At 62.7% G+C, this 20,020-nt stretch carries 17 protein-coding genes and 1 tRNA gene; 4 read left to right on the top strand and 14 right to left on the bottom strand.

Features of this window, described 5'->3' with window-relative positions:
- Positions 1 to 33 precede the first annotated feature (33 nt).
- The 7 genes from eno to mazG form a co-directional block, all read right to left on the bottom strand.
- Complete coding sequence (gene eno, locus K5R33_RS13205; RefSeq protein WP_220749538.1) at positions 34 to 1,311, bottom strand: phosphopyruvate hydratase; 1,278 nt, start codon at positions 1,309 to 1,311, stop codon at positions 34 to 36.
- A gap of 55 nt (positions 1,312 to 1,366) precedes the next feature.
- Positions 1,367 to 2,239 (bottom strand): DMT family transporter, encoded by an 873-nt coding sequence (locus K5R33_RS13200; protein WP_220749537.1) that lies wholly within the window; start codon positions 2,237 to 2,239, stop codon positions 1,367 to 1,369.
- 560 nt (positions 2,240 to 2,799) lie between these two features.
- Positions 2,800 to 3,162 (bottom strand): PilZ domain-containing protein, encoded by a 363-nt coding sequence (locus K5R33_RS13195; RefSeq protein WP_220749536.1) that lies wholly within the window; start codon positions 3,160 to 3,162, stop codon positions 2,800 to 2,802.
- Positions 3,163 to 3,271: 109 nt separating this feature from the next.
- Entirely contained in the window at positions 3,272 to 3,679 is a 408-nt protein-coding gene (locus tag K5R33_RS13190; RefSeq protein ID WP_220749535.1) for a Fur family transcriptional regulator, read from the bottom strand.
- A 35-nt stretch (positions 3,680 to 3,714) separates the two neighbouring features.
- The gene (locus tag K5R33_RS13185; RefSeq protein ID WP_220749534.1) at positions 3,715 to 5,103 is read right to left on the bottom strand and encodes a protein adenylyltransferase SelO; all 1,389 of its coding nucleotides are present in this window, start codon (positions 5,101 to 5,103) and stop codon (positions 3,715 to 3,717) included.
- A gap of 160 nt (positions 5,104 to 5,263) precedes the next feature.
- On the bottom strand, positions 5,264 to 6,199 hold the full coding sequence (locus tag K5R33_RS13180; protein WP_220749533.1) for a nucleoside hydrolase: 936 nt from the start codon (positions 6,197 to 6,199) through the stop codon (positions 5,264 to 5,266).
- An 80-nt stretch (positions 6,200 to 6,279) separates the two neighbouring features.
- A complete protein-coding gene (gene mazG / locus K5R33_RS13175) occupies positions 6,280 to 7,083 on the bottom strand; it encodes a nucleoside triphosphate pyrophosphohydrolase (protein WP_220749532.1) in 804 nt (267 codons plus the stop codon).
- Positions 7,084 to 7,141: 58 nt separating this feature from the next.
- Here mazG and K5R33_RS13170 point away from each other — a divergent pair, with 58 nt between their 5' ends.
- Positions 7,142 to 8,317 (top strand): M20 aminoacylase family protein, encoded by a 1,176-nt coding sequence (locus K5R33_RS13170; RefSeq protein WP_220749531.1) that lies wholly within the window; start codon positions 7,142 to 7,144, stop codon positions 8,315 to 8,317.
- A gap of 37 nt (positions 8,318 to 8,354) precedes the next feature.
- On the opposite strand, the gene gluQRS is transcribed toward K5R33_RS13170, so the two are convergent.
- The 5 genes from gluQRS to gyrA form a co-directional block, all read right to left on the bottom strand.
- Positions 8,355 to 9,248: a tRNA glutamyl-Q(34) synthetase GluQRS gene (gene gluQRS, locus K5R33_RS13165; RefSeq protein ID WP_220749530.1), complete on the bottom strand. Its 894-nt coding sequence runs from the start codon at positions 9,246 to 9,248 to the stop codon at positions 8,355 to 8,357.
- Positions 9,249 to 9,261: 13 nt separating this feature from the next.
- Positions 9,262 to 9,867, bottom strand: coding sequence for a class I SAM-dependent DNA methyltransferase (locus K5R33_RS13160; RefSeq protein ID WP_220749529.1), 606 nt, complete (start codon positions 9,865 to 9,867; stop codon positions 9,262 to 9,264).
- The gene (gene trmFO, locus K5R33_RS13155) at positions 9,864 to 11,213 is read right to left on the bottom strand and encodes a methylenetetrahydrofolate--tRNA-(uracil(54)-C(5))-methyltransferase (FADH(2)-oxidizing) TrmFO (RefSeq protein WP_220749528.1); all 1,350 of its coding nucleotides are present in this window, start codon (positions 11,211 to 11,213) and stop codon (positions 9,864 to 9,866) included. The genes K5R33_RS13160 and trmFO overlap by 4 nt, the downstream gene beginning before the upstream one ends.
- Before the next feature lie 90 nt (positions 11,214 to 11,303).
- Positions 11,304 to 12,146, bottom strand: coding sequence for a LysR family transcriptional regulator (locus tag K5R33_RS13150; RefSeq protein ID WP_220749527.1), 843 nt, complete (start codon positions 12,144 to 12,146; stop codon positions 11,304 to 11,306).
- Positions 12,147 to 12,243: 97 nt separating this feature from the next.
- Positions 12,244 to 14,994, bottom strand: a complete 2,751-nt coding sequence (gene gyrA / locus K5R33_RS13145) for a DNA gyrase subunit A (RefSeq protein ID WP_220749526.1) — start codon at positions 14,992 to 14,994, stop codon at positions 12,244 to 12,246.
- 198 nt (positions 14,995 to 15,192) lie between these two features.
- On the opposite strand from gyrA, the gene K5R33_RS13140 reads away from it, so the two are divergent.
- The gene (locus K5R33_RS13140; RefSeq protein ID WP_220749525.1) at positions 15,193 to 15,468 is read left to right on the top strand and encodes an usg protein; all 276 of its coding nucleotides are present in this window, start codon (positions 15,193 to 15,195) and stop codon (positions 15,466 to 15,468) included.
- A gap of 53 nt (positions 15,469 to 15,521) precedes the next feature.
- Here the strand turns inward: K5R33_RS13140 and K5R33_RS13135 are convergent, their stop codons facing one another.
- Both K5R33_RS13135 and K5R33_RS13130 read right to left on the bottom strand, forming a co-directional pair.
- A complete protein-coding gene (locus K5R33_RS13135; RefSeq protein WP_220749524.1) occupies positions 15,522 to 15,983 on the bottom strand; it encodes a disulfide bond formation protein B in 462 nt (153 codons plus the stop codon).
- Positions 15,980 to 16,558, bottom strand: coding sequence for a YqaA family protein (locus K5R33_RS13130; RefSeq protein WP_220749523.1), 579 nt, complete (start codon positions 16,556 to 16,558; stop codon positions 15,980 to 15,982). The genes K5R33_RS13135 and K5R33_RS13130 overlap by 4 nt, the downstream gene beginning before the upstream one ends.
- Positions 16,559 to 16,789: 231 nt before the next feature.
- Here K5R33_RS13130 and K5R33_RS13125 point away from each other — a divergent pair.
- Positions 16,790 to 16,874 (top strand) — tRNA-Leu (locus K5R33_RS13125).
- A 790-nt stretch (positions 16,875 to 17,664) separates the two neighbouring features.
- Positions 17,665 to 20,020: tandem-95 repeat protein (locus tag K5R33_RS13120; RefSeq protein ID WP_220749522.1), on the top strand; the 2,356-nt coding region annotated here is incomplete at its 3' end.

Below are 20,020 nucleotides of genomic sequence, written 5' to 3'. Positions count from 1 at the left end.
GGCCCCATAACCAACTGGACCGCCATTCTGTCTCTAGCCGCGCAAGATCGACCGTCCTGCGTAGACGGCTGTTTCTCCTAGGGCTTCTTCGATGCGGATGAGTTGGTTATATTTGGCCAGCCGGTCGGACCGCGCCAGGGAGCCGGTTTTGATCTGACCGCAATTGGTGGCGACGGCCAAGTCGGCGATGGTGGCGTCCTCGGTCTCGCCCGAGCGGTGGGACATCACGCAGGTCATGCGATTGCGGTGGGCCAGGTTAACCGCCTCCAGGGTCTCCGACAGCGTCCCGATTTGGTTGACCTTCACCAGCAGGGAGTTGCCCGCGCCCCGCTCGATCCCATCGGCCAGGCGGGCGGGGTTGGTCACGAAGAGGTCGTCGCCCACAAGCTGCACCTTGTCGCCCAAGGCCTCGGTCAGCGCGACCCAGCCCGCCCAGTCGTCCTCGGACATGCCGTCTTCGATGGACAGGATCGGGTAGTCGCGGACCAGGGCTGACAGGTAATCGACGTTCTCATCGGACGAGAGGGTTTTTCCTTCGCCTGACAGGACATAGGCGCCGTCCTTAAAGTACTCGGTCGCCGCGCAATCCAGGGCCAGCATAATGTCGTCGCCGGGGGCGTAGCCCGCTTTTTCGATGGACTTCAGGACGAAATCCAGCGCTTCGCGGGTCGAGGGCAGTTCGGGGGCAAAGCCGCCCTCATCGCCCAATCCGGTCGACAGGCCCGCCGCCGACAGCTCTCCCTTGAGGGTGTGGAAGACCTCCGAGCCCATGCGCACGGCGTCGGCCACCGTCTCGGCCGAGACCGGCATGATCATGAATTCCTGGATGTCGATGGGGTTGTCGGCGTGTTCCCCCCCGTTGATGATGTTCATCATCGGCACCGGCAGGACCCGCGCCGAGGTGCCCCCCACGTAGCGATAGAGCGGCAGCGCGCTGGCATCGGCGGCGGCCTTGGCCACGGCCATGGACACGCCCAGGATCGCATTGGCGCCCAAACGGCCCTTGTTGTCGGTGCCGTCCAACTCTAGCATGGCGCCGTCGATGGCCTCTTGCTCGGTGGCGTCGAAGCCCGCGATGGCGTCGGCGATTTCGCCGTTCACGGCCTCTACGGCCTGCAAAACGCCTTTCCCCTTGTAACGCGCAGCGTCACCGTCCCGTTTCTCCACGGCTTCATAGGCGCCAGTCGAGGCGCCCGAGGGCACCGCCGCCCGACCCATGGTCCCATCCTCCAGGAACACGTCGACCTCAACCGTCGGGTTGCCCCGGCTGTCCAAAATCTCGCGGGCGTGGATGTCGGTTATGGTGAACATGGGCGGTCTCCGGGGCCATGGGGGTAACATCACGTGCCCCTTACCCCGCAGCCCGTCATTTGGAAACCCGAAGCCGCGCCTCCCGTCGCAACATGAAGACACCCGAGCCGATGACAATCACAACACCGATCAACGTCCAGCCATCGGGCGTCTCGTTGAAGAAAGTGAAGGACAGCAGAAGGGCAAACACCATGCGCGTGTAGCGAAACGATGTCACGACGGCGAGGTCGCCGATGCGCGTGCCCGCAACGATGGCCAGATAGGCAACCATGCCAATCCCGACACAAAGCGCCAAGATCCCTGTTTCAACCGCTGTGGGAAGAACCGGCGGGATCCCCTGTGCCAATTGCAGGACCAAACCGGTGGGGACCAAGGCCAGGAATGCCAAGAACGACAGCCGAACGCCCGAGACATCGGCGGGGATGGTGCGCGTGGCCACATCCCGAGCGGCGAGGCCGAGCATGCCGCCAACCGCCAAAAGGGTTGTAGCGGAAAAGGCATCGGTGCCGGGACGCAGGATGATAAGCACCCCGAGAAATCCGAACAGGATGGCGGCCCAGCGGCGCCACCCGATCTGAGCCCCAAGAAAGACAACCGCGCCCAGCGCCACAACCAGGGGCGTTGCTTGGATCACCGCGGACGCCAGGGCCAGGGGCACGGCGGCGAGGGCGGATACAAAAAAGATCGCGCCAATCGCCTCACACCCTGTGCGCAGCAAGACCTGCTTTGGGGCGGGGCCCAAAATCCAAAGCGGAAGGCCACTCAGGCGCATCTGCACGCCAAAGGCGACGGCGCCCCCCAGGCCGAGCATCCAGATGATCTGCGCCGGTGAGAAGCGGTCTGTCAGACCTTTGATGATGGCGTCCTCGACGGCGAACATGGCCATGGCCAACGTCATCAGAAGCGCACCGCGCGTTGTCTCTGTCATAGGAAGCTCGGAGTAAGCGGTGATCTGTTGATCACCCTGCGACGCCTAGCTGGATCTGCCGCTGCTCGGCAAGGGACGTATGGGACTGCGCGGGTAATCGCTCTGACGTGGTGCGTTTGGACGAAGGGTGGCAAGCGGCTTTCCGGTGGTCATGCCAGAGGTGTTGTGGTCCCTTGCTTTGGTGTTGCCCGTTGGCGAGCTAGCGTTTTTGCGTCGATCGTCGACCTTACTCAGCCATGTGGATGGGCCTCGTTCAATCGCCGTACTGTCACGATAACATAGGCAACTCTTACTCGGCAGGCACCGACTTAGAGAACGGCCAACTGTCAGGATTCATGCGGACCAAGGAACGCGAGATCGATCTTGTGTCTTAGGGGAATGAACTGAGCCGGTCGTTTGTCGAGGAAAAGCAAACGCGCCGAGGAATGCAAACAAGCGGAAGAACATGATGTTCGTCCCGGTCGTCAGCCAGGTTCACTGCCCTAGCGGCCTCGAGAGCAAACCCATAACGCCGCCTGTGCCAGTCTAAGGTTAAGATCGGACGGCACCGCCTCGTCAGGTCAAAACCCCCGCTGCGCAAGGCTGTTTACCGGCCCCGTCGTCTCTGTTGGCTCCGTCCGCGGCGGGCGCGGCGTCACTCCGGTGTCGCGCGACGGGCCTCCAAGCAATTGCAAGAGTTGATCCGGCGACAACGGTTCGGTCAGCGCTAAGCCGGTATGGCTGTGGCGGCTCCAACGGACTTCGGCAGCGGCGATAAAGTCCGGCGTGCGCAAGCCAACGATCCACCCCACGGGCAACCCATTCTTAATGAACAGTTTCATGCCGCGTTCGGATACGTCCAGGATTTTTGCCATCACCTCCCGCCCGTCATGGCAGACAGTGATCTGCATGGTCGACGCATATCGCGGCGGTCGTTCTTGCATGGCAAGCCTCGCATCCAGAGCAGACGCCTAGGACCATGCCCCGAAGTCGTTAAGAAAAGACTACTGCACCGCGCGCAAGATACTGACAATCCGTCGTAAATTTGGCTCGCTATTTTCGCTTAATCGCAAAGAGCTCTAGCCGGTGGCCTTTGAGTTCATACCCTAACCGGGCCGCGATCCGTTCCTGCAGGGCCTCAATCTCCGGGTCGACAAACTCGATCACTTCACCCGTTTGCACATCAATAAGATGGTCGTGGTGATCACGCTCGGCATCTTCCCAGCGGGCCCGTCCATCACCGAACTCCCTGCGTTCGACGATCCCCGCATCCTCGAACAGGTTCATCGTCCGGTAAACCGTCGCCAAGGAAATCGATGCGTCCTTCGCCGCGGCGCGGGCGTGGATTGTCTCGACATCGGGATGGTCCGACGCAGCCTGCAACACCTCCGCGATCAGACGCCGAGGGGCCGTCAGGCGGAGGCCCTTGGCCTCGCAGCGGTCGAGAATGGTCGCGGTCATGGGGGCGGTCTAGCCGCCTGGCGCGCCAAGGTCCATCATGTGCCGCAGAATGTCCGGGTGACGGCTTCGTCGGGCTGCGCGGGCTTGCGATAAGGGCGGTTGGCCTCCGTTTCCTCCCACGGCGTTGCAAGCACGTCATTCAACGCATGGAACGACGCCAGATCGCCCGCATAGGCCGCTGCAATCGCCTCTTCGACGCGGTGGTTGCGGGGAATCACGGCTGGGTTGGCGGCGCGCATGGCGGCATGGTCTGGACCAGCGGATTGCCATCTGCGGCACCAATCGTCGAAGCGCGCGGGGGTGGTGACCTCATCGCGGGCCGTTTCTGGTGCCAGGGTCAACGCGCGGAAAGTATTGGTGAAGTCCGCTTGTCCTTCTGACATGATATCAAGCAGTTCCATGGCGAGGTTCATGTCATTGAGGCCGATCTTCGCGGCCATGACAGCGCGCCACGCCCTATCATAAAGATCGCGGAACCCTTCAAGCACTTCGGTCGCCTCGTCCACGGCGGAGGTGCGGTCGCCAATGAGCGGCAAGAGCGCGGTCGCAAGCTGCGCCAGGTTCCACAGGGCAATGTCCGGTTGGTTCTTCCAGGCATAGCGCCCGAATTGATCGATGGAGCTAAAGACCGTTTCTGGGTGATAGGCTTCCATGAAGGCGCAGGGGCCGTAATCGATGGTCTCGCCCGAAATTGTCATGTTGTCCGTGTTCATAACGCCGTGGATGAACCCCAAGCCCATCCAACGGGCGATCAACTCCGCCTGGCGTTCCATGACGTGGCGGAGCAAGTCCATGGGCCCGTCCGCCTGGGGCGCATGGCGGGCAATCGCATAGTCCAGAAGCGTGCGGAGCCCCTCTGTGTCATCGCGGGCGGCATAGACTTGAAATGTCCCAACTCGGAGATGGCTGGCCGCGATCCGGGTCAGGATCCCACCGGGCAGCGGACCCTCTTGGCGTAGGACGGTGTCACCCGTTCGCACGGCGGCCAAGGCGCGGGTCGTGGGCACCCCGAGGGCGTGCATCGCCTCGGACATGATGTATTCCCGGATCACGGGGCCAAGCGCAGAGCGACCGTCGCCCATACGGCTGTAGGGCGTCGGCCCGGAGCCCTTCAACTGCACGTCCCAGCGTGCGTCCCCATGGCAGTGTTCGCCCAACAGGATCGCCCGACCGTCCCCCAACTGGGGCGACCAGCCACCAAACTGGTGACCGGCATAGAGTTGCGCCAAGGGGGCTGCCCCGTCCGGCGTTTTGTTGCCCGCAAAGACGTCGATGTTGCTTTCGATGGCCTTAGGGTCGAGCCCGAGATCTCGCGCCAAGCCCTCGTTCACGGCGACCCAGGTCGGCGCGGATACAGGCGTTGGCGCCATCCGCGTGTAAAACCGCTCCGGCAAGCGCGCATAGCTGTTGTCAAAGGTAAACATGGGGATCTCTGTTGTGGGCGGGCCAGATAAGCCCTTCGGCAAGGTGGAATGTAGGGTGCCGCCCGGCGCGCCACACCCCCCACGTCTGCCGTTATGACGGGCGATACGTTCTCAAAGCTGGGCGACCGCCGGTCTATGACGCTGGGTGTAGCCGTCGCCTCTACAGCCGGGCGAGGCGTTCGGTCAGCAGACCGAAAAAGCCATCGGCATCCAGATCCCCGATGAAAAGGGCGTTGGGCGCCCGGTCGGTCACACGCCACCAGTCGGCGACGGTCATGCCCCGGGTGAGCGGGCTGTCCACCTCGATTTCCACGTTCACCTCTCGCCCGGTGAACAGATCCGGGCGCAGCAACCAAGCGATGACGCAGGGATCATGGAGCGGTGCGCCCGCGCTGCCGTATTTCTCCTTGTCGAAGCGCTCAAAGAAGTCTGTCCAGGCCGACACCATCTCACCCACACGCGTGCCCAGGTCGCGAAAAGCCTGCACGCGGGGCGCCGTGGTCAAGGCCTTGTGGGTCACGTCGAGGGGCAGCACCGTCAATGGCACGCCTGCCGCGAAGACCTCCTTCGCGGCTTCGGGATCGACGTAGATGTTGAATTCGGCCGCTGGCGTGATGTTGCCCACCTGGAAATAGGCCCCGCCCATCAAGACGATGCGCTGCACCCGGTCGACGATATCCGGTGCCTGGCGAAAGGCGGTCGCGATGTTTGTAAGCGGTCCAAGGGGACAGAGCGTGACCGTTCCCGGATCTTCGGCGCGCAGCGTTTCGATGAGAAACGTCACCCCGTGCTCCGGTTGCAGGGGCATCTGCGGGTCGGCCAGCGGCGGGCCGTCGAGCCCGGTCTTGCCGTGAACATGTTCCGCCGTGACCAAGGTGCGGGCGATGGGGCGGTCACACCCCGCATAGACCGGGATGTCCGTCCGACCGGCCAGCTCACACACGATCCGTGCGTTGCGCGCGGTCAACTCCAGAGGAACGTTGCCCGCCACCGCTGTGATCCCCAAAACCTCCAACTCGGGCGAGGCCAAAGCCAATAGGATCGCGACGGCGTCGTCCTGACCGGGATCGGTGTCGATAATGATCTTTTGTGTCATGGCCCCTGCGTCACACGGGCGGTGCTATCTTGTCCAGTCGGTCCAAGGGGGACGCTCTCAGGACACGGGGGCGCCACCGGTCAGGTCTCCGCCGTTTCCGCTTGTTTGGCGGCTGTCCAAAGCGCGTCCATCTCTGTCAGGTCCGAGTCGGCTGGGGTGCGGCCCGTCTTCGACAGGGCATCCTCGATGGCTTCGAACCGACGCACGAACTTTGTGTTGGCCCCGCGTAGGGCCGCCTCTGGGTCCACGCCCAGGTGCCTGGATAAATTGGCCATCACGAACAGCAGATCACCCATTTCCTCCTCAACCTGGGCCTGGGTCAGCTGGTCCCGCGCTTCGACCAGTTCCGCTGCCTCTTCTTGGATCTTGTCGAGGACCTGTTCTGTGTCCGGCCAATCGAACCCTACGCGCGCCGCGCGGTTCTGCAGTTTGAGCGCGCGCAGCAAGGCGGGTAAGCCGAGCGCGACGCCATCCAACGTCCGACCTTTGCGCTCCTTCGCCTTAGCGGCTTCCCAATCGGCAATCTGCTGGTCCGCAGACTTGTCGCGGTCACCGTCACCCCAGATGTGGGGATGCCGGTCGATCATCTTTTGCGCCACCCGCTCCGCGACCGAATGAAAGTCAAAACGTCCCGCTTCGGCCCCCATTTGCGCGTGATAGACCACCTGCAACAGCAGGTCGCCCAATTCCCCTTCCAACTCGTCCCAAGCCTCACGCTCGATGGCGTCCGCGACCTCATAGGCCTCTTCGATGGTGAAGGGCGCAATCGTGGAGAAATCCTGCACGATGTCCCAGGGGCAGCCCGCGTCCGGATCACGCAGCCGCGCCATGATTGCCAGAAGGCGTGGCAGCCCACCGTTGGGGGTCAAACACGGGTCAGTCATTGCGCGGGCCTCCGATTTGGCATCATCTGTGCCAGACCTGCGCGAAAGGACACAAGCCATGGCCGTTATCAATTCCATCGCCGCACTGGGGCCGGAACTCCGTGCATGGCGCCATTGGCTGCACCGCAACCCGGAGCTTCAGTTCGATCTGCCGCGCACCGCAGGCTTTGTCGTCGAGAGACTGCGGGAGTTTGGCATCACGGAGATTCACGAGGGGATCGCGACCTCTGGCGTGGTGGCGATTATCGAAGGCCGCGCGCCGGGGCCAACCATCGGCCTGCGCGCGGACATGGATGCCTTGCCGATCCACGAGACGTCTGGGGTTCCCTATGCTTCTGAGACGGCAGGGCAAATGCATGCCTGCGGGCACGACGGCCATACGACGATGCTGCTGGGTGCCGCGAAATACCTGGCGGAGACGCGCAACTTCGCGGGCCGTGTGGCGCTGATCTTTCAGCCCGCCGAAGAAGGCGGCGGCGGCGGAGAGGTCATGGTCCAAGAAGGTATCATGGATCGGTTCGAGATCTCGCAAGTCTACGGCATTCACAACGCGCCAAACTTTGCCGAAGGTCAGTTCTACACGACGCCGGGGCCGATCATGGCGGCGGTGGACACCTTTCATATCGATATCACCGGGCAAGGCGGTCATGGCGCCATGCCCCATGAGACACGCGATCCGATCACGGCCGCCCTGGGGATTGGCGCTGCGATCCAGACCATTGTGTCGCGCAACCACTATGCCATGGACGAACTTGTCGTTTCGATCACGCAGATCCATGCGGGCAGCGCCGATAACATCATTCCTGGGACGGCTTTTGTGGGCGGGACCGTTCGGACCTTCGACCCGAAGGTGCAAGATATGGTCGAGCGGCGCCTGTCCGAAATCACCCAAGGCCAAGCCGCCAGTTACGGCGTCACCGCCACCTGTCGGTATGAGCGGGGATATCCGGCGACGGTGAACAATGCCGACAAGGCGGCTTTTGCCGCACGGGTTGCCGAAGACGTGGTCGGGGCAGGGGCCGTGACGCCCAACACGGGGCGCGAAATGGGGGCAGAGGACTTCAGCTACATGTTGAACGCGCGACCGGGTGCCTACCTCTTCCTAGGCGCCGGGCCAGGGCCCGTTCTGCACCATGAATCTTACGATTTTAATGACGCGATTGCCCCCATCGGGGCCAGTTTCTTTGCCCGCGCGGTGGAACTCGCCCAACCTTTGGACGGGCCGGTGGGGTAACTTGCCCGCACGCAGCTTCCGGTACCTTAGGTGCGGGTCAAGGCGCCGTTTCGGGGGCCGTTAGATCTTTGTTCAGGTGGGCGCGAAGGGACTCTGGCGTCCAACCCGCTTGGCGGTAGCTGGCGATGGAGCGCGCGTCGTCCCGTTTGGCAAGGCGTTTCCCGGCCCCATCCCGGACGAGCGCATGGTGGTGATAGGCGGGCTCGGGCAGACCCAGCAGGTGCTGCAACAGCACGTGGATGGGCGTCGCCTCGATGAGATCGGCGCCCCGCACCACCGTCGTCACCCCTTGCGCGGCATCATCCAGCACGACCGACAGGTGGTAGGAAGTGCCAAAATCCTTGCGGGCCAACACGATGTCTCCAATTCGCTCGACAAATGCCTGCCAAAAGGTCCGCGTTTTCCCCGGTGCGACTGGGCCTGTGTCTTCGAATGACAGGCCATCCCCCAGGCCCGCACGGCGGAGCACGTCGACGGCCGCGCGCATGTTGAGACGCAGATGCACACCGCTGGGACGCCGACCCGACGGCGGCCCCCCCGATGGGCGACAGGTGCCCGGATAGACCGGACCATCTGGTCCGTGGGGCGTATCGCCTTCCTGCGGGGCGGACAGAGCGGCGGCGATATCACGGCGCGTGCAGGTGCAGGGATAGAGCAAGCCGCGATCCCACAACCTGTCGAGGGCATCCCCGTAATCCGCCATCCGCGAGGATTGGCGCACCGGCTCCCCGTGCCACCGAAGGCCAAGCCATTCCAGATCCTGCAGCAACTCACGCTCCCAGACCGGTTTTGACCGGGCGCGGTCGATATCTTCGATTCTGAGCAGAAAACGCCCTGTTTGGGAGTGTGCCAGGTCATAGGCCGTCCACGCCGACCACGCGTGGCCTAAGTGCAACGGGCCAGTGGGCGAGGGCGCGAAGCGTGTGATCACAAAACGACCCGTCTCACATGCGCCGCAGCGCGTAGACGGTGCATCCCCGATCTTGGCCCGGCAATTGGGGTCCGTATTCCGCCTGGAGCAGGCGCGCCTCCCCGCTGCCCTGCACCTGAGCTAGGGCGATTTGGTAGGCATCGTCGGTCAACGTCGTGTCGTTATAGGTCATCACCAGAAGCCCGCCCTTTGGCAGCGCTTGGATCAGATCCCCCAGGAGCGTGGCGGGCGCCGCGCCGTAGCTGATGACACCGCAGGCCAGCACCGCTGTGACGTCCGGCGCGAAGGAAATTGCAGCACCGGCCTCAGCCAGGGCCAACGTGCGGTACAGGTTGCGGTCCTGTGCCTGCTGCAACATGCGGTCTGACAGGTCAGACCCGTCGACGGTCGTGACTCCACGCTCCGCTAAGGCTGCGCCGGCCAAACCGGTTCCGCAGCCGAAATCGTGCACCGCCCCCCCTGGCCCATGGCGGAGCAACATCTCGGCACAGCGCGCCGGGCCGAGATAGCCCCAATCGGCCATGTCGGTGTCGTAGTTCGTCGCCCAATCATCATAGAGCTGGCGCGTATCGGCAGGGGTTCGCGCCGTCCATAGGTTGCCGGTGTCCGGCGAGGTCATTGGGCAGCGACCCGCAGGCCCAACCAATCGGTCCAGTCGGCCTTTGCACGGTCCGTATACATCTTGTAACGCACGGCACGCCCCAGCCGACCGCCGCGGGCATCGACAGGCGGGAAGAGCCCGAAATTCACGTTCATCGGCTGAAACGTCTTCGCCTCGGCCCCGCCGGTGATGTGGGTGACCAGCGCGCCCATGGCGGTCGTCTCCGGCACGGGGGCCAGGTCGTGCCCCAGGATGTCCGCCGCCGCCATACGACCGGCCAGCAAGCCCATGGCCGCTGATTCCACATAGCCTTCTACGCCGGTGATCTGCCCCGCGAAGCGGATGTGAGGTTTCGACCGCAGGCGCATCTGCGCATCGAGAAGCGTGGGCGAGTTGATGAAGGTGTTTCGGTGGATCCCGCCAAGGCGCGCAAAGCTGGCCGATTGCAGGCCAGGAATCATAGATAAAACAGTCTTTTGCGCGCCGTATTTCATCTTCGTCTGAAAGCCGACGATGTTATAGAGCGTGCCCAGCTTGTTATCCCGCCGAAGTTGGACCACCGCATAGGGCTTCGCGTCCGGGGCGTGTGGATTGGTGAGACCCACTGGCTTCATCGGGCCAAACCGAAGGGTTTCACGCCCCCGTTCCGCCATGACCTCGATCGGGAGGCAGCCGTCGAAATAGCCCGCTGTCTCACCCGGTTTGAACTCTGTCTTTTCCGCGACCAAGAGCGCGTCAATGAACGCCTCATATTGATCGCGGTCCATCGGGCAGTTGATGTAGGCCGTCCGCTCCTCCTCGGTGTCGCCTTTGTCATAGCGGGATTGGCGCCAAGCCTGATCCATGTCGATGCTGTCGGCATGGACGATGGGGGCGATGGCGTCAAAGAAGGCGAGGCTCTCCTGACCGGCCTCTGCCGCGATGGCCTGGGCAAGGGCACTGCCCGTCAGGGGGCCGGTCGCGATGATCCAATGACCTTGGTCGGGAAGGGCGCTCACTTCCTCATCGACGACAGTGACCATGGGATGGGCGCGCAGGCGATCCGTGACAGCCTCGGCGAAAGGGTCGCGGTCAACGGCCAAGGCCCCACCAGCCGGCAGGCGGTGGGCGTCGGCCATCTCCATGATCAACCCGCCCGCTGCGCGCATTTCCCAATGGAGCAGGCCCACCGCATTTTGCTCACTGTCGTCGGACCGGAAAGAGTTGGAACATACCATCTCGGCGAGGGATCCGGTGCGGTGGGCAAAGGTGCCGACGGTCGGGCGCATCTCATGGATGACGACGGGAACACCGGCCTGTGCTGCCTGCCAAGCCGCCTCTGATCCGGCCATGCCGCCGCCGATGATGTGGAGTGTCTCTGTCATGGGCGCAATCTATCTGGCGCGGGGTGCCGCGAAAAGGGGCTCCGCGCGGCGGGCCCTGCGACGGGGTGTCAGGTCAGTTAGGACCGTGACCTATGCCGCAGCTTCGCTGTTGGAGGGGCGACAGAACCAGTCCACCACGGCACGCAACGTCGTATCTGCGTGACGCGTTTCGTGGTAGGTGATCCAAAGTTCCCCAGGCAGGTCGTTGTTGGGCAGATCTGCGACCACCAGCCCATCCCCTGGCTGAACAATGAAATCCGGCAGCAGACCGGGCAGCCCGGTGGAACACACCAGATGATAGACCAGCGGCATTTCCTCGACCCTGTACCGGGGCAGAGGCTTGGCGTTTTGGTAGACTTCGCACAGCAGATCGCTGTCGGGGTAGCGATGGGACAAGCCGATCCAATCGCCATTCAATTGATGATCTGCGCCGTGGAAGACCCGCAGGGAATAGTCCCGAAATTTCCGGGCCTTCAGGCGCCCGCCTTCAGGGCGTCCGATCCGCACTTGAATATCCGCCTCGCCCAGCCCCTGGGCAAAAACCTTATCGGTCAAGGTCATCATGACCTGGGGCATATGTTCGGCAAGTTCGGTGAGGCGCGGCATCAGGTAGGTGCTGTGCACCGCGGGTGGGGCGGCAACCTCAAGGGGCACGGCCACGTTGTCGTCGTCGGTTCGCAGACCGCTCATCAGGGTCCGCAACTGCTGCTCCAAGCCTTCGGCGAGTTCCGACAGTTGCAGGGCCGCTGGAGTGGCGACAAAGGCTTGCCCACGTTTTTCGAACAAGGACATGCCGATGTCCTGGCTCATCCGCTCAATCCGGCGGGACACCGTGGCAACGTTCGTGTCCAGGAACCGAGCGGCCGCCGACATGGTTCCATGGCGAGTCATGGCCAGAACGAATTTGAGATCGTCCCAATTCTCTAGATCCATGACCGCCTCCGCGCGTGTCCTCCGGCTCCGGACTCAACCCTAGCACGAACCAACGAAAGTGCGATAGCGGATTTGCATAAATAGAGAGGGTGTGTCCCTACGTTTCCGGCGCGTCCTGTTCCTCTTCGCTGGAGTCGGCGACGCGGGCGACCGAGACGACCTTTTCGCCTGCGCCCGTGTCGAACACACGGACGCCACCGGCACTGCGCGAGCGGAAGCTGATGCCATCCACTGGGCAGCGAATGGACTGGCCGGTTGATGTGGCCAGCATGATCTGGTCGTCCATCTCCACCGGGAAGGCGGCCACGATGGCGCCGCCACGGGCGCCCTTGTCCTGGGCGCCGACGCCCATGCCGCCCCGACCCCGGACTGGGTAGTCATGGGATGATGACAGTTTGCCCGCGCCCCCCTCGGTGATCGTGAGGATCAGGTCTTCGGCGGCTGACATCTCCGCATAGCGGGCCTGATCGATGGTGGCATTGGCGTTTGCCTCTTCCTCCACATCGACCTCAGCATCATCGGCCAAGCCAACCATAGCGCGGCGCATTTTCAGATAGGCGGCGCGTTCGTCGGAGGTTGCGTCGAAATGCCGGATCACAGCCATGGAGACGACTGCATCGTCCTCCCCCAGTTTAATGCCCCGTACGCCCGTCGACGCGCGGGAGTTGAAGACCCGCACATCCGTGGCCGGGAAACGGATCGCGCGACCCGACCGGGTGACCAGCATCACGTCATCATCGTTCGAAGCGATGCGCGCGTTGATGAGCGACCAGCCCTCGGACTCGCCCTCGAACTTCATGGCGATTTTGCCGTTCCGCATCACGTTGGCGAAATCGGAAAGCCTGTTGCGGCGAACGGTGCCGTGATCGGTCGCGAAGACGACCTGGAGGTCGCCCCATTCGTCCTCATCCCGATCCACGGGCATGATGGCGGCGATGCCCGTGCCCGTTTGGATGGGCAAAAGGTTGACCAGCGCTTTGCCCTTCGCCGTCCGCCCGCCCTGGGGCAGGCGCCAGGTCTTCAGCTTGTAGACCATGCCGTCGGTCGTGAAGAACAAAAGCGGTGTGTGGGTGTTGGCCACGAACAGGGTGGTCACAACATCTTCGTCTTTGGTGGCCATGCCAGCCGTGCCCTTGCCGCCCCGCTTTTGGGCGCGGAACTCGGCGAGCGGCGTGCGCTTGGCATAGCCAGAGGCCGTGATGGTGACGACCATATCCTCGCGCTCGATCAGGTCCTCGTCTTCCATATCGCCGGACCAATCGGTGATCTCCGTGCGACGATCGACGGCAAAATCAGCGCGCACGGTGCGCAACTCGTCCGAGATGATCGACAGGATCCGCGCGCGCGACCCTAGGATTTCCAGGTAATCCTTGATCTTGGCGGCCAGCTCTTCCAGCTCGTCCGTCACCTCTTTGACGCCCAGTTGGGTCAGACGTTGCAGGCGCAATTCCAAGATTGCGCGCGCCTGGGTCTCAGACAGGTTGTAGGTGCCGTCCTCATTGGCCTTATGGGTCGGGTCGTCGATCAGCGCGATGTAGGGCAGGATGTCCTCGGCAGGCCAGCGCCGTTCCATCAGTTTATGACGGGCCTCGGGCGCATCCGCCGAGCCGCGAATGGTGCGCACCACCTCATCCACGTTGCTGACCGCCACCGCGAGACCACACAGAATGTGCGACCGCTCCCGCGCTTTGGACAGCAGATGCGCGGTCCGTCGGGCGATCACCTCTTCGCGGAAGTCGAGGAAGGCCGTCAGAAAGCCGCGCAGGGTCAGTTGCTCGGGCCGACCACCGTTCAGGGCCAGCATGTTGCAGGCAAAGCTGGTCTGCATCGGCGTGAATCGGAACAACTGGTTCAACACCACCTCTGGCGTGGCGTCCCGCTTCAACTCGACGACCACGCGGACCCCGATCCGGTCCGATTCGTCCTGGACGTGGGCGATGCCCTCGATGCGCTTGTCCTTGGCGGCCTCGGCGATCTTTTCGATCATCGAGGCCTTGTTCACTTGGTAGGGCACCTCATCCACGACGATGGCGAAGCGGTCCTTGCGGATCTCTTCGACCCGGGTCTTCGCGCGCATGATGACGCTGCCGCGGCCCTCCAGATAGGCCTTTCGGATGCCGCTGCGCCCCAGGATCACGCCGCCCGTCGGGAAGTCGGGGCCGGGAACATAGTCGATCAGATCCTCAGAGCTGAGGTCCGGGTTCTCGATCAACGCCAGACAAGCGTCCACGACCTCGCCAAGGTTGTGGGGTGGAATGTTCGTGGCCATCCCGACCGCGATGCCGCCAGCGCCATTGACCAGCATGTTCGGGAAGCGCGCGGGCAGAACCGAGGGCTCCAGATCCTTGCCGTCGTAGTTGGGCACCATGTCGACGGTGTCTTTTTCGATGTCCTCCAGCAAGGCAGCGGCCGGTTTGTCCATCCGGACCTCGGTATAGCGCATGGCAGCGGCGTTATCGCCATCCATGCTGCCAAAGTTGCCCTGTCCATCCAGCAGCGGCAGCGACATGGAGAAATCCTGTGCCATCCGCACGAGCGCTTCGTAAATCGCGCTGTCGCCGTGGGGGTGGTATTTGCCCATGACGTCACCCACGGGCCGCGCCGACTTGCGATATGCCTTGTCATGGGTGTTTCCGGTTTCGTGCATCGCGTAAAGAATGCGCCGGTGCACAGGTTTCAAGCCGTCGCGCAGGTCCGGGATTGCGCGGCTGATTATGACCGACATGGCGTAATCCAGGAACGAGGTGCGCATCTCCTCGATGATCGAGACCTGCGGGCCGTCATGGGCCATGACCGCCCGCTCGGGGCCTTCGTCTTCGTTATCAGGGGTTTGCGGCTCGTCGCTCATCCGAATCTCCGCCCTTGTGCCGGGTCTATATCTGGTTGGAGTCGGTTGTATCACCCACCGCATATGGGCTCAACGCCAAGCTGGCCTATGGTTTGGCAGCCCGCCTTGGCAAGTGATAACAACTTGTTTTTATTGACTGTTAATCCGCATGTGACAGGCTTCGTCTGGGGCGGAAAGACCCAAGAAGGCGGAGCAGATATGACAAACCCAAATTCCGAGACCGAACTGATGCTAAAGGGCTATGGGCTGACGACGGCAGAGATGTTTTACCACATGCCTGATCATCCCCACGTGCTGAACACCTTCGTCTGGCAGGATTACGATCTGGCGCCAGACCACCCGCGCCTGTTTCGGTTCATCGAGTATTGGGGCGAGGAGATTGAGGGTCCCTTGCATTCCGTGCGGTTTACCCATCGCAAACTGATCTCTCCGGGGGAATGGCGCCACGTGGTGGGGGAATTCACCATGCACTAGGCGTGGGCTGAGCGGGTTCGGCGCCTGCCGCGTTTCGCGGCGATGTCAGGGCGTTAAGTCGTGCGGCGACTGGCCAAGACCCAAATCGCGGCCAACCCCAGGGACAGGACCGCGTTCCAGCCCGCCATGCTCAACCCGAACTGCCAGACGATGTCGTCGCACATGATGACGGTGTCGACGATGTCGGTGGACAACAGGTCCGCCCCTGAAAAGCTGCCGAGGTCGGCGCCTCCGGTGCAGCTGCTCGGGCCTTCCCACCAGCCTTGTTCAACGCCCGCGTGAAAGGCACCGATCCCCGCCGTTGTCAGGGCGGCCAGCGCGGCCAGCAAGGTCATCGCGCGCGGCGCGATCCCAATCAACGCGAGCACCCCGAAGGCGATTGCGGCTGCATGGGGCCAGCGCTGCCAAAGGCACATGGCGCAAGGCGCGTAGCCAAAGGCTTGGAACAGAAAGGCCCCACCCAACAGGCCCAGGTGTCCCGTCGTCGCAAGAGCCGTCAAACGCGGTGCGGTCACAGGTAGCGCACTCCCCAAAGGCCGCCGATCAACAGGACCATGAAGACAGTAAACACGAGGCCCAGGCGGTCTTCGATAAAGGTGCGGATGGGCGGGCCAAATTTCCAGAGGAGACCCGCAACAATGAAGAAGCGCAGTCCCCGCGCCACGATGGAGGATACGATAAAGACGGGCAACGACAGACCGGTGGTGCCCGACAGGATGGTGATGACCTTGAAGGGGAATGGCGTAATTCCAGCGATCAGAACGGCCCAGGCGCCGTAGTCGTTGTACCGATCCGTGAAGCCGTCGAAGCTGTCGGCCTTACCGAGCGCTGTCAGGACGGGCTCTCCGATGGTTTCGAAGGCCAGGGCGCCAATGAAGTACCCCGCAACACCGCCCAGCACGCTTGCGACGGTGCAGACGCCGGCGATCAGCCACGCGCGGTGGGGCGCGGCGAGTATCATCGGGATCATCATAACGTCTGGTGGGATCGGAAAGACTGAGCTTTCGACGAAACTCACCAAGGCCAGCGCCCAGAGCGCATTTCGGTGGGCGGCAAGGCCCAGCGTCCAATCGTAAAGGCGGCGGATCATAGGGTTTGCGGTCCCATTAAACCTAGGCGAGGTCAAGGCGGTTGGCGGGCAACTTCCGGCCCACGCGGATCGGGGCGCACGATTGGGCAGCGAGAGCCGAAATTCGACGCGTATGACCGATTAGTGACGCGCCGAGAAATCCTTCGCGGCTCAAAACACGTCGGAACGGACAGATGATGGTCTATGGGCCGTTGACGTCGGTCCCGAGGAACGGTAGCCCGTCCGAGCGTTGCCCGTGTGGCGGAATTGGTAGACGCAGCGGATTCAAAATCCGCCGCCGCGAGGCTTGCCGGTTCGAGTCCGGCCACGGGTACCAACAACGCAGACACCAATGTGGTGTCCCCCTGACGAAACGATTCGTCCCCCCAGGCCACTTTGACACCCGCCCGTTGACAGACCTCGCGCGCAGTGGTTGCGCGGCGGGAAACAAAGCATTTTCCCAGTGCCACGGCTTCGCCACATTTCAGCATCTTCACTGGAAACAATGGATCGGAGTGTATCGATCCGCGATGGCTGCGAAGCACCAAGCATTAAAGATGTTTGAACGCGTCCCACGGCCCCCAGCGCTGCACTGCGTCACACGGACTGTTGCAGGAAGTGAAACAGACACTGGAAATATCCGCTCAGAGACTACGCCAAGATTGCGGCAACTTGCCCAAAAATGGCCTGCATTAACCGGACGTGAATTCCAAAGGCTTCCCGCATAGCCGCTGTTCCGTTAAGTAAATGTCCATGGCCCCTAGGGGCGATGTCTGCAGGCCACGGGGGCGGCCGCGCATGAAAGGTGGCCCAGTTGGGCGCGGAGCGAAATGTGCGGAGGGTCGTTTTGACCCCTCATCCCAGGACGAGTGACGCCTGGACGCTTTTCGCAACAATGCGCTCAATCGCCTCTGTTTGTGCGTGCGTCCGCCACATCTCCGACATCGTCACTCATTAGGGACCGGGTACAGAGTTATACGGAGATGTCTGTCATGCAGAGGACGTCATACACCATGCGACAGGTTGCAGGCGGTCACCGCCGGGCAACGCCGTCTCCGTTCTTTAAGACACTTTGCCGGATTGCCGCGCGGCGCGCGCGCCACGGCGCGGCATAAGGAGCCAATGATATGACCGAGAAGACTCTCATTGATTTCAATAACCTCGACGCGGGCACCATCGTTGGCGATCAGTTCGCGGCGAGCGGTGTTCGGATCAGCAACATCAATGCTGATGGCTCCGTAAATACGAACAACCCGCCGATGATCTTCGACGCCGAGCAAGACCCGAGCGGACGGGTCAGCGGTGGCGATGACGATCTTCTGAAGGAAGGCGCGGGCGGCATTCTGATTGCGTCCGAGGATGGCGACAGCTCCGACCCCGACGACAACGCGGGCGGCGCTTGCTTCCGTTTTGATTTTGAGAGCACGACCTCGGTTAACTCCATCACCATGGTGGATGTGGAGCGCGGCGCGGTGATCGAAGTCTTTGATGCCGACGGCAACCTGCTCAAGCGGTTGGACGTCCGGACCGAAGATGGCGAGCACGTGGATTTCGATATCGACGTCGACGGTGCGGCCTACATGTTGGTTGGGATCAACGGCTCTGGTGGGGTTGATAACCTGGCCTTCACGCCCGCGCTGCAGCCCGACGGGATCGTCAATGGCACGGCCCAGGGTGAGCTGATCGAGACTGGCTTCACCGACGAACAGGGCGACAAGATCGACAGCAACGACGCCCTCGGCGTGGAAGGGACGACCGGCGACGATGACCTCGTCCTTGCGGGCGCTGGTGACGACACCGTCCGTGCGGCGGAAGGTGACGACATCATTCGCGGCGAGGAGGGCAACGACAGCCTCGAAGGTCAGAACGGCGACGACACTATCGAGGGTGGCGAAGGTGCGGACACGCTGATTGGCGGTCGCGGCAATGACATGTTGGACGGCGGATCAGAAAACGACATCATCGGCGGCGGTTCTGGCGATGACATGGCCACGGGTGGGGACGGAAACGACCGCCTCGTCATGGGGTCTGGCGACGACAAAGCCGATGGCGAAGACGGCAATGACCTCGTCCGTGGCGAGGCCGGCGAGGATACGCTCTTCGGTGGCGCGGGCGATGACACCGTGGACGGCGGATCCGACGACGATCTGATCTACGGCGATAGCAACGGTCAGGACGGTGAGCCGATCTGCGGCCCACGCGAAAGCTTCAACTGGTCTGAAATCGATGGCTATGCCGAAGGCGTCGCTGTCACCACGGCCAGCCAGAACACGGGAACGGTCGAGGTGACCTTCTCCACCCTGTCCGAAAACGGGGGGGTGACGACCGAGTTCGAGGACGACCAGATTGCGGTCAATGGCATCGACAGCGGGTCGGAGACGATCAACGACACCTCCAGCCTGTTCTCGGATCTGCGGAACAATGGCGACAACGTCACCTATGAGTTCGACTTTGCCACGGCCGTGAAAGGCGTATCGTTCAACATCGCAGACGTGGACGGCAACAGCGTCGTCACGGTGCGGGCCTTTGACGCCGATGGTAACGCGACAGATGTCGTCCTAGAGGGCGGCTCCAAGGTCGACATCGACGGCAACGTTGCCGACAGCCAGGGCGGCTTCAGCCCGGACACGGACGAAGACTACGCCGTGAACGTGGCCATTGACGGGCCGGTCAGCCGGATTGAAATCCTGCATGCCCAAGACGCCAACGGCGCGAGCGGGATCACCGTTTCGGATGTGTTCTTCGACCCGATCATTGGGTTCACCGATGAGGACGGCAACGACAGCTTGATCGGGGGCGATGGCGCAGACACGATCTTTGGCGAAGGCGGAGACGATACCCTTGATGGCGGCGACGGCGCGGATGAGCTGTCGGGTGGCGATGACCAGGATACCTTCGTCAATGTCTCGGTCGGTGATCTGATCGACGGTAACGAAGGCGGCGTGGACCTGGACACCCTCGACCTGACCGGCGCCAATGCCCAGGTCGAGTTCGACGACGACAATCAAGAGAACGGCACGATCTTCTTCTTGGATGGCGACGGTCAGCGGGTCGACGGCGACACGGCGCGGTTCCTGAACATCGAGAACGTTGTGGGCGCGGTCCCGATCAACGACGACCCAGACGCCGTCAATGACAGCGTGACCTTGGATGAGGACACGACCGTCGTCATCCGGCCCCTCGACAACGATACGGACGGGAATGGCGACACACTGACCATCACCGACGTCTCCGACCCGGCGAATGGTACGTTGGTCGATAACGGTGACGGCACCTTCACCTATGAGCCGAACGCCGATTTCAACGGGTCCGATAGCTTCACCTATACAGTGAGCGACGGGAACGGTGGAACGGATACGGCGACGGTGAATATCACGGTCAACCCCGTGAACGACGACCCTGTCGCCGAGACCGATACAGTTTCGGTGGACGAAGACGACAGCGTCGTGATCGACGTGCTTGCCAATGACACGGACGTGGACG

It is taken from the genome of Jannaschia pagri (assembly GCF_019655435.1).
In the GTDB taxonomy this organism is placed as follows: domain Bacteria; phylum Pseudomonadota; class Alphaproteobacteria; order Rhodobacterales; family Rhodobacteraceae; genus Jannaschia; species Jannaschia pagri.
The sequence above is the reverse complement of the archived record's forward strand: the minus strand, read 5'-3'. Positions and strand labels throughout refer to the sequence as shown.

What these genes read in the sequence shown, in the direction of transcription:
- eno (WP_220749538.1), bottom strand. Translation starts at nt 1,311, where the DNA reads ATGTTCACCATAACCGACATCCACGCCCGCGAGATTTTGGACAGCCGG.
- K5R33_RS13200 (WP_220749537.1), bottom strand. Translation starts at nt 2,239, where the DNA reads ATGACAGAGACAACGCGCGGTGCGCTTCTGATGACGTTGGCCATGGCC.
- K5R33_RS13195 (WP_220749536.1), bottom strand. Translation starts at nt 3,162, where the DNA reads ATGCAAGAACGACCGCCGCGATATGCGTCGACCATGCAGATCACTGTC.
- K5R33_RS13190 (WP_220749535.1), bottom strand. Translation starts at nt 3,679, where the DNA reads ATGACCGCGACCATTCTCGACCGCTGCGAGGCCAAGGGCCTCCGCCTG.
- K5R33_RS13185 (WP_220749534.1), bottom strand. Translation starts at nt 5,103, where the DNA reads ATGTTTACCTTTGACAACAGCTATGCGCGCTTGCCGGAGCGGTTTTAC.
- K5R33_RS13180 (WP_220749533.1), bottom strand. Translation starts at nt 6,199, where the DNA reads ATGACACAAAAGATCATTATCGACACCGATCCCGGTCAGGACGACGCC.
- mazG (WP_220749532.1), bottom strand. Translation starts at nt 7,083, where the DNA reads ATGACTGACCCGTGTTTGACCCCCAACGGTGGGCTGCCACGCCTTCTG.
- K5R33_RS13170 (WP_220749531.1), top strand. Translation starts at nt 7,142, where the DNA reads ATGGCCGTTATCAATTCCATCGCCGCACTGGGGCCGGAACTCCGTGCA.
- K5R33_RS13160 (WP_220749529.1), bottom strand. Translation starts at nt 9,867, where the DNA reads ATGACCTCGCCGGACACCGGCAACCTATGGACGGCGCGAACCCCTGCC.
- trmFO (WP_220749528.1), bottom strand. Translation starts at nt 11,213, where the DNA reads ATGACAGAGACACTCCACATCATCGGCGGCGGCATGGCCGGATCAGAG.
- K5R33_RS13150 (WP_220749527.1), bottom strand. Translation starts at nt 12,146, where the DNA reads ATGGATCTAGAGAATTGGGACGATCTCAAATTCGTTCTGGCCATGACT.
- gyrA (WP_220749526.1), bottom strand. Translation starts at nt 14,994, where the DNA reads ATGAGCGACGAGCCGCAAACCCCTGATAACGAAGACGAAGGCCCCGAG.
- K5R33_RS13140 (WP_220749525.1), top strand. Translation starts at nt 15,193, where the DNA reads ATGACAAACCCAAATTCCGAGACCGAACTGATGCTAAAGGGCTATGGG.
- K5R33_RS13130 (WP_220749523.1), bottom strand. Translation starts at nt 16,558, where the DNA reads ATGATCCGCCGCCTTTACGATTGGACGCTGGGCCTTGCCGCCCACCGA.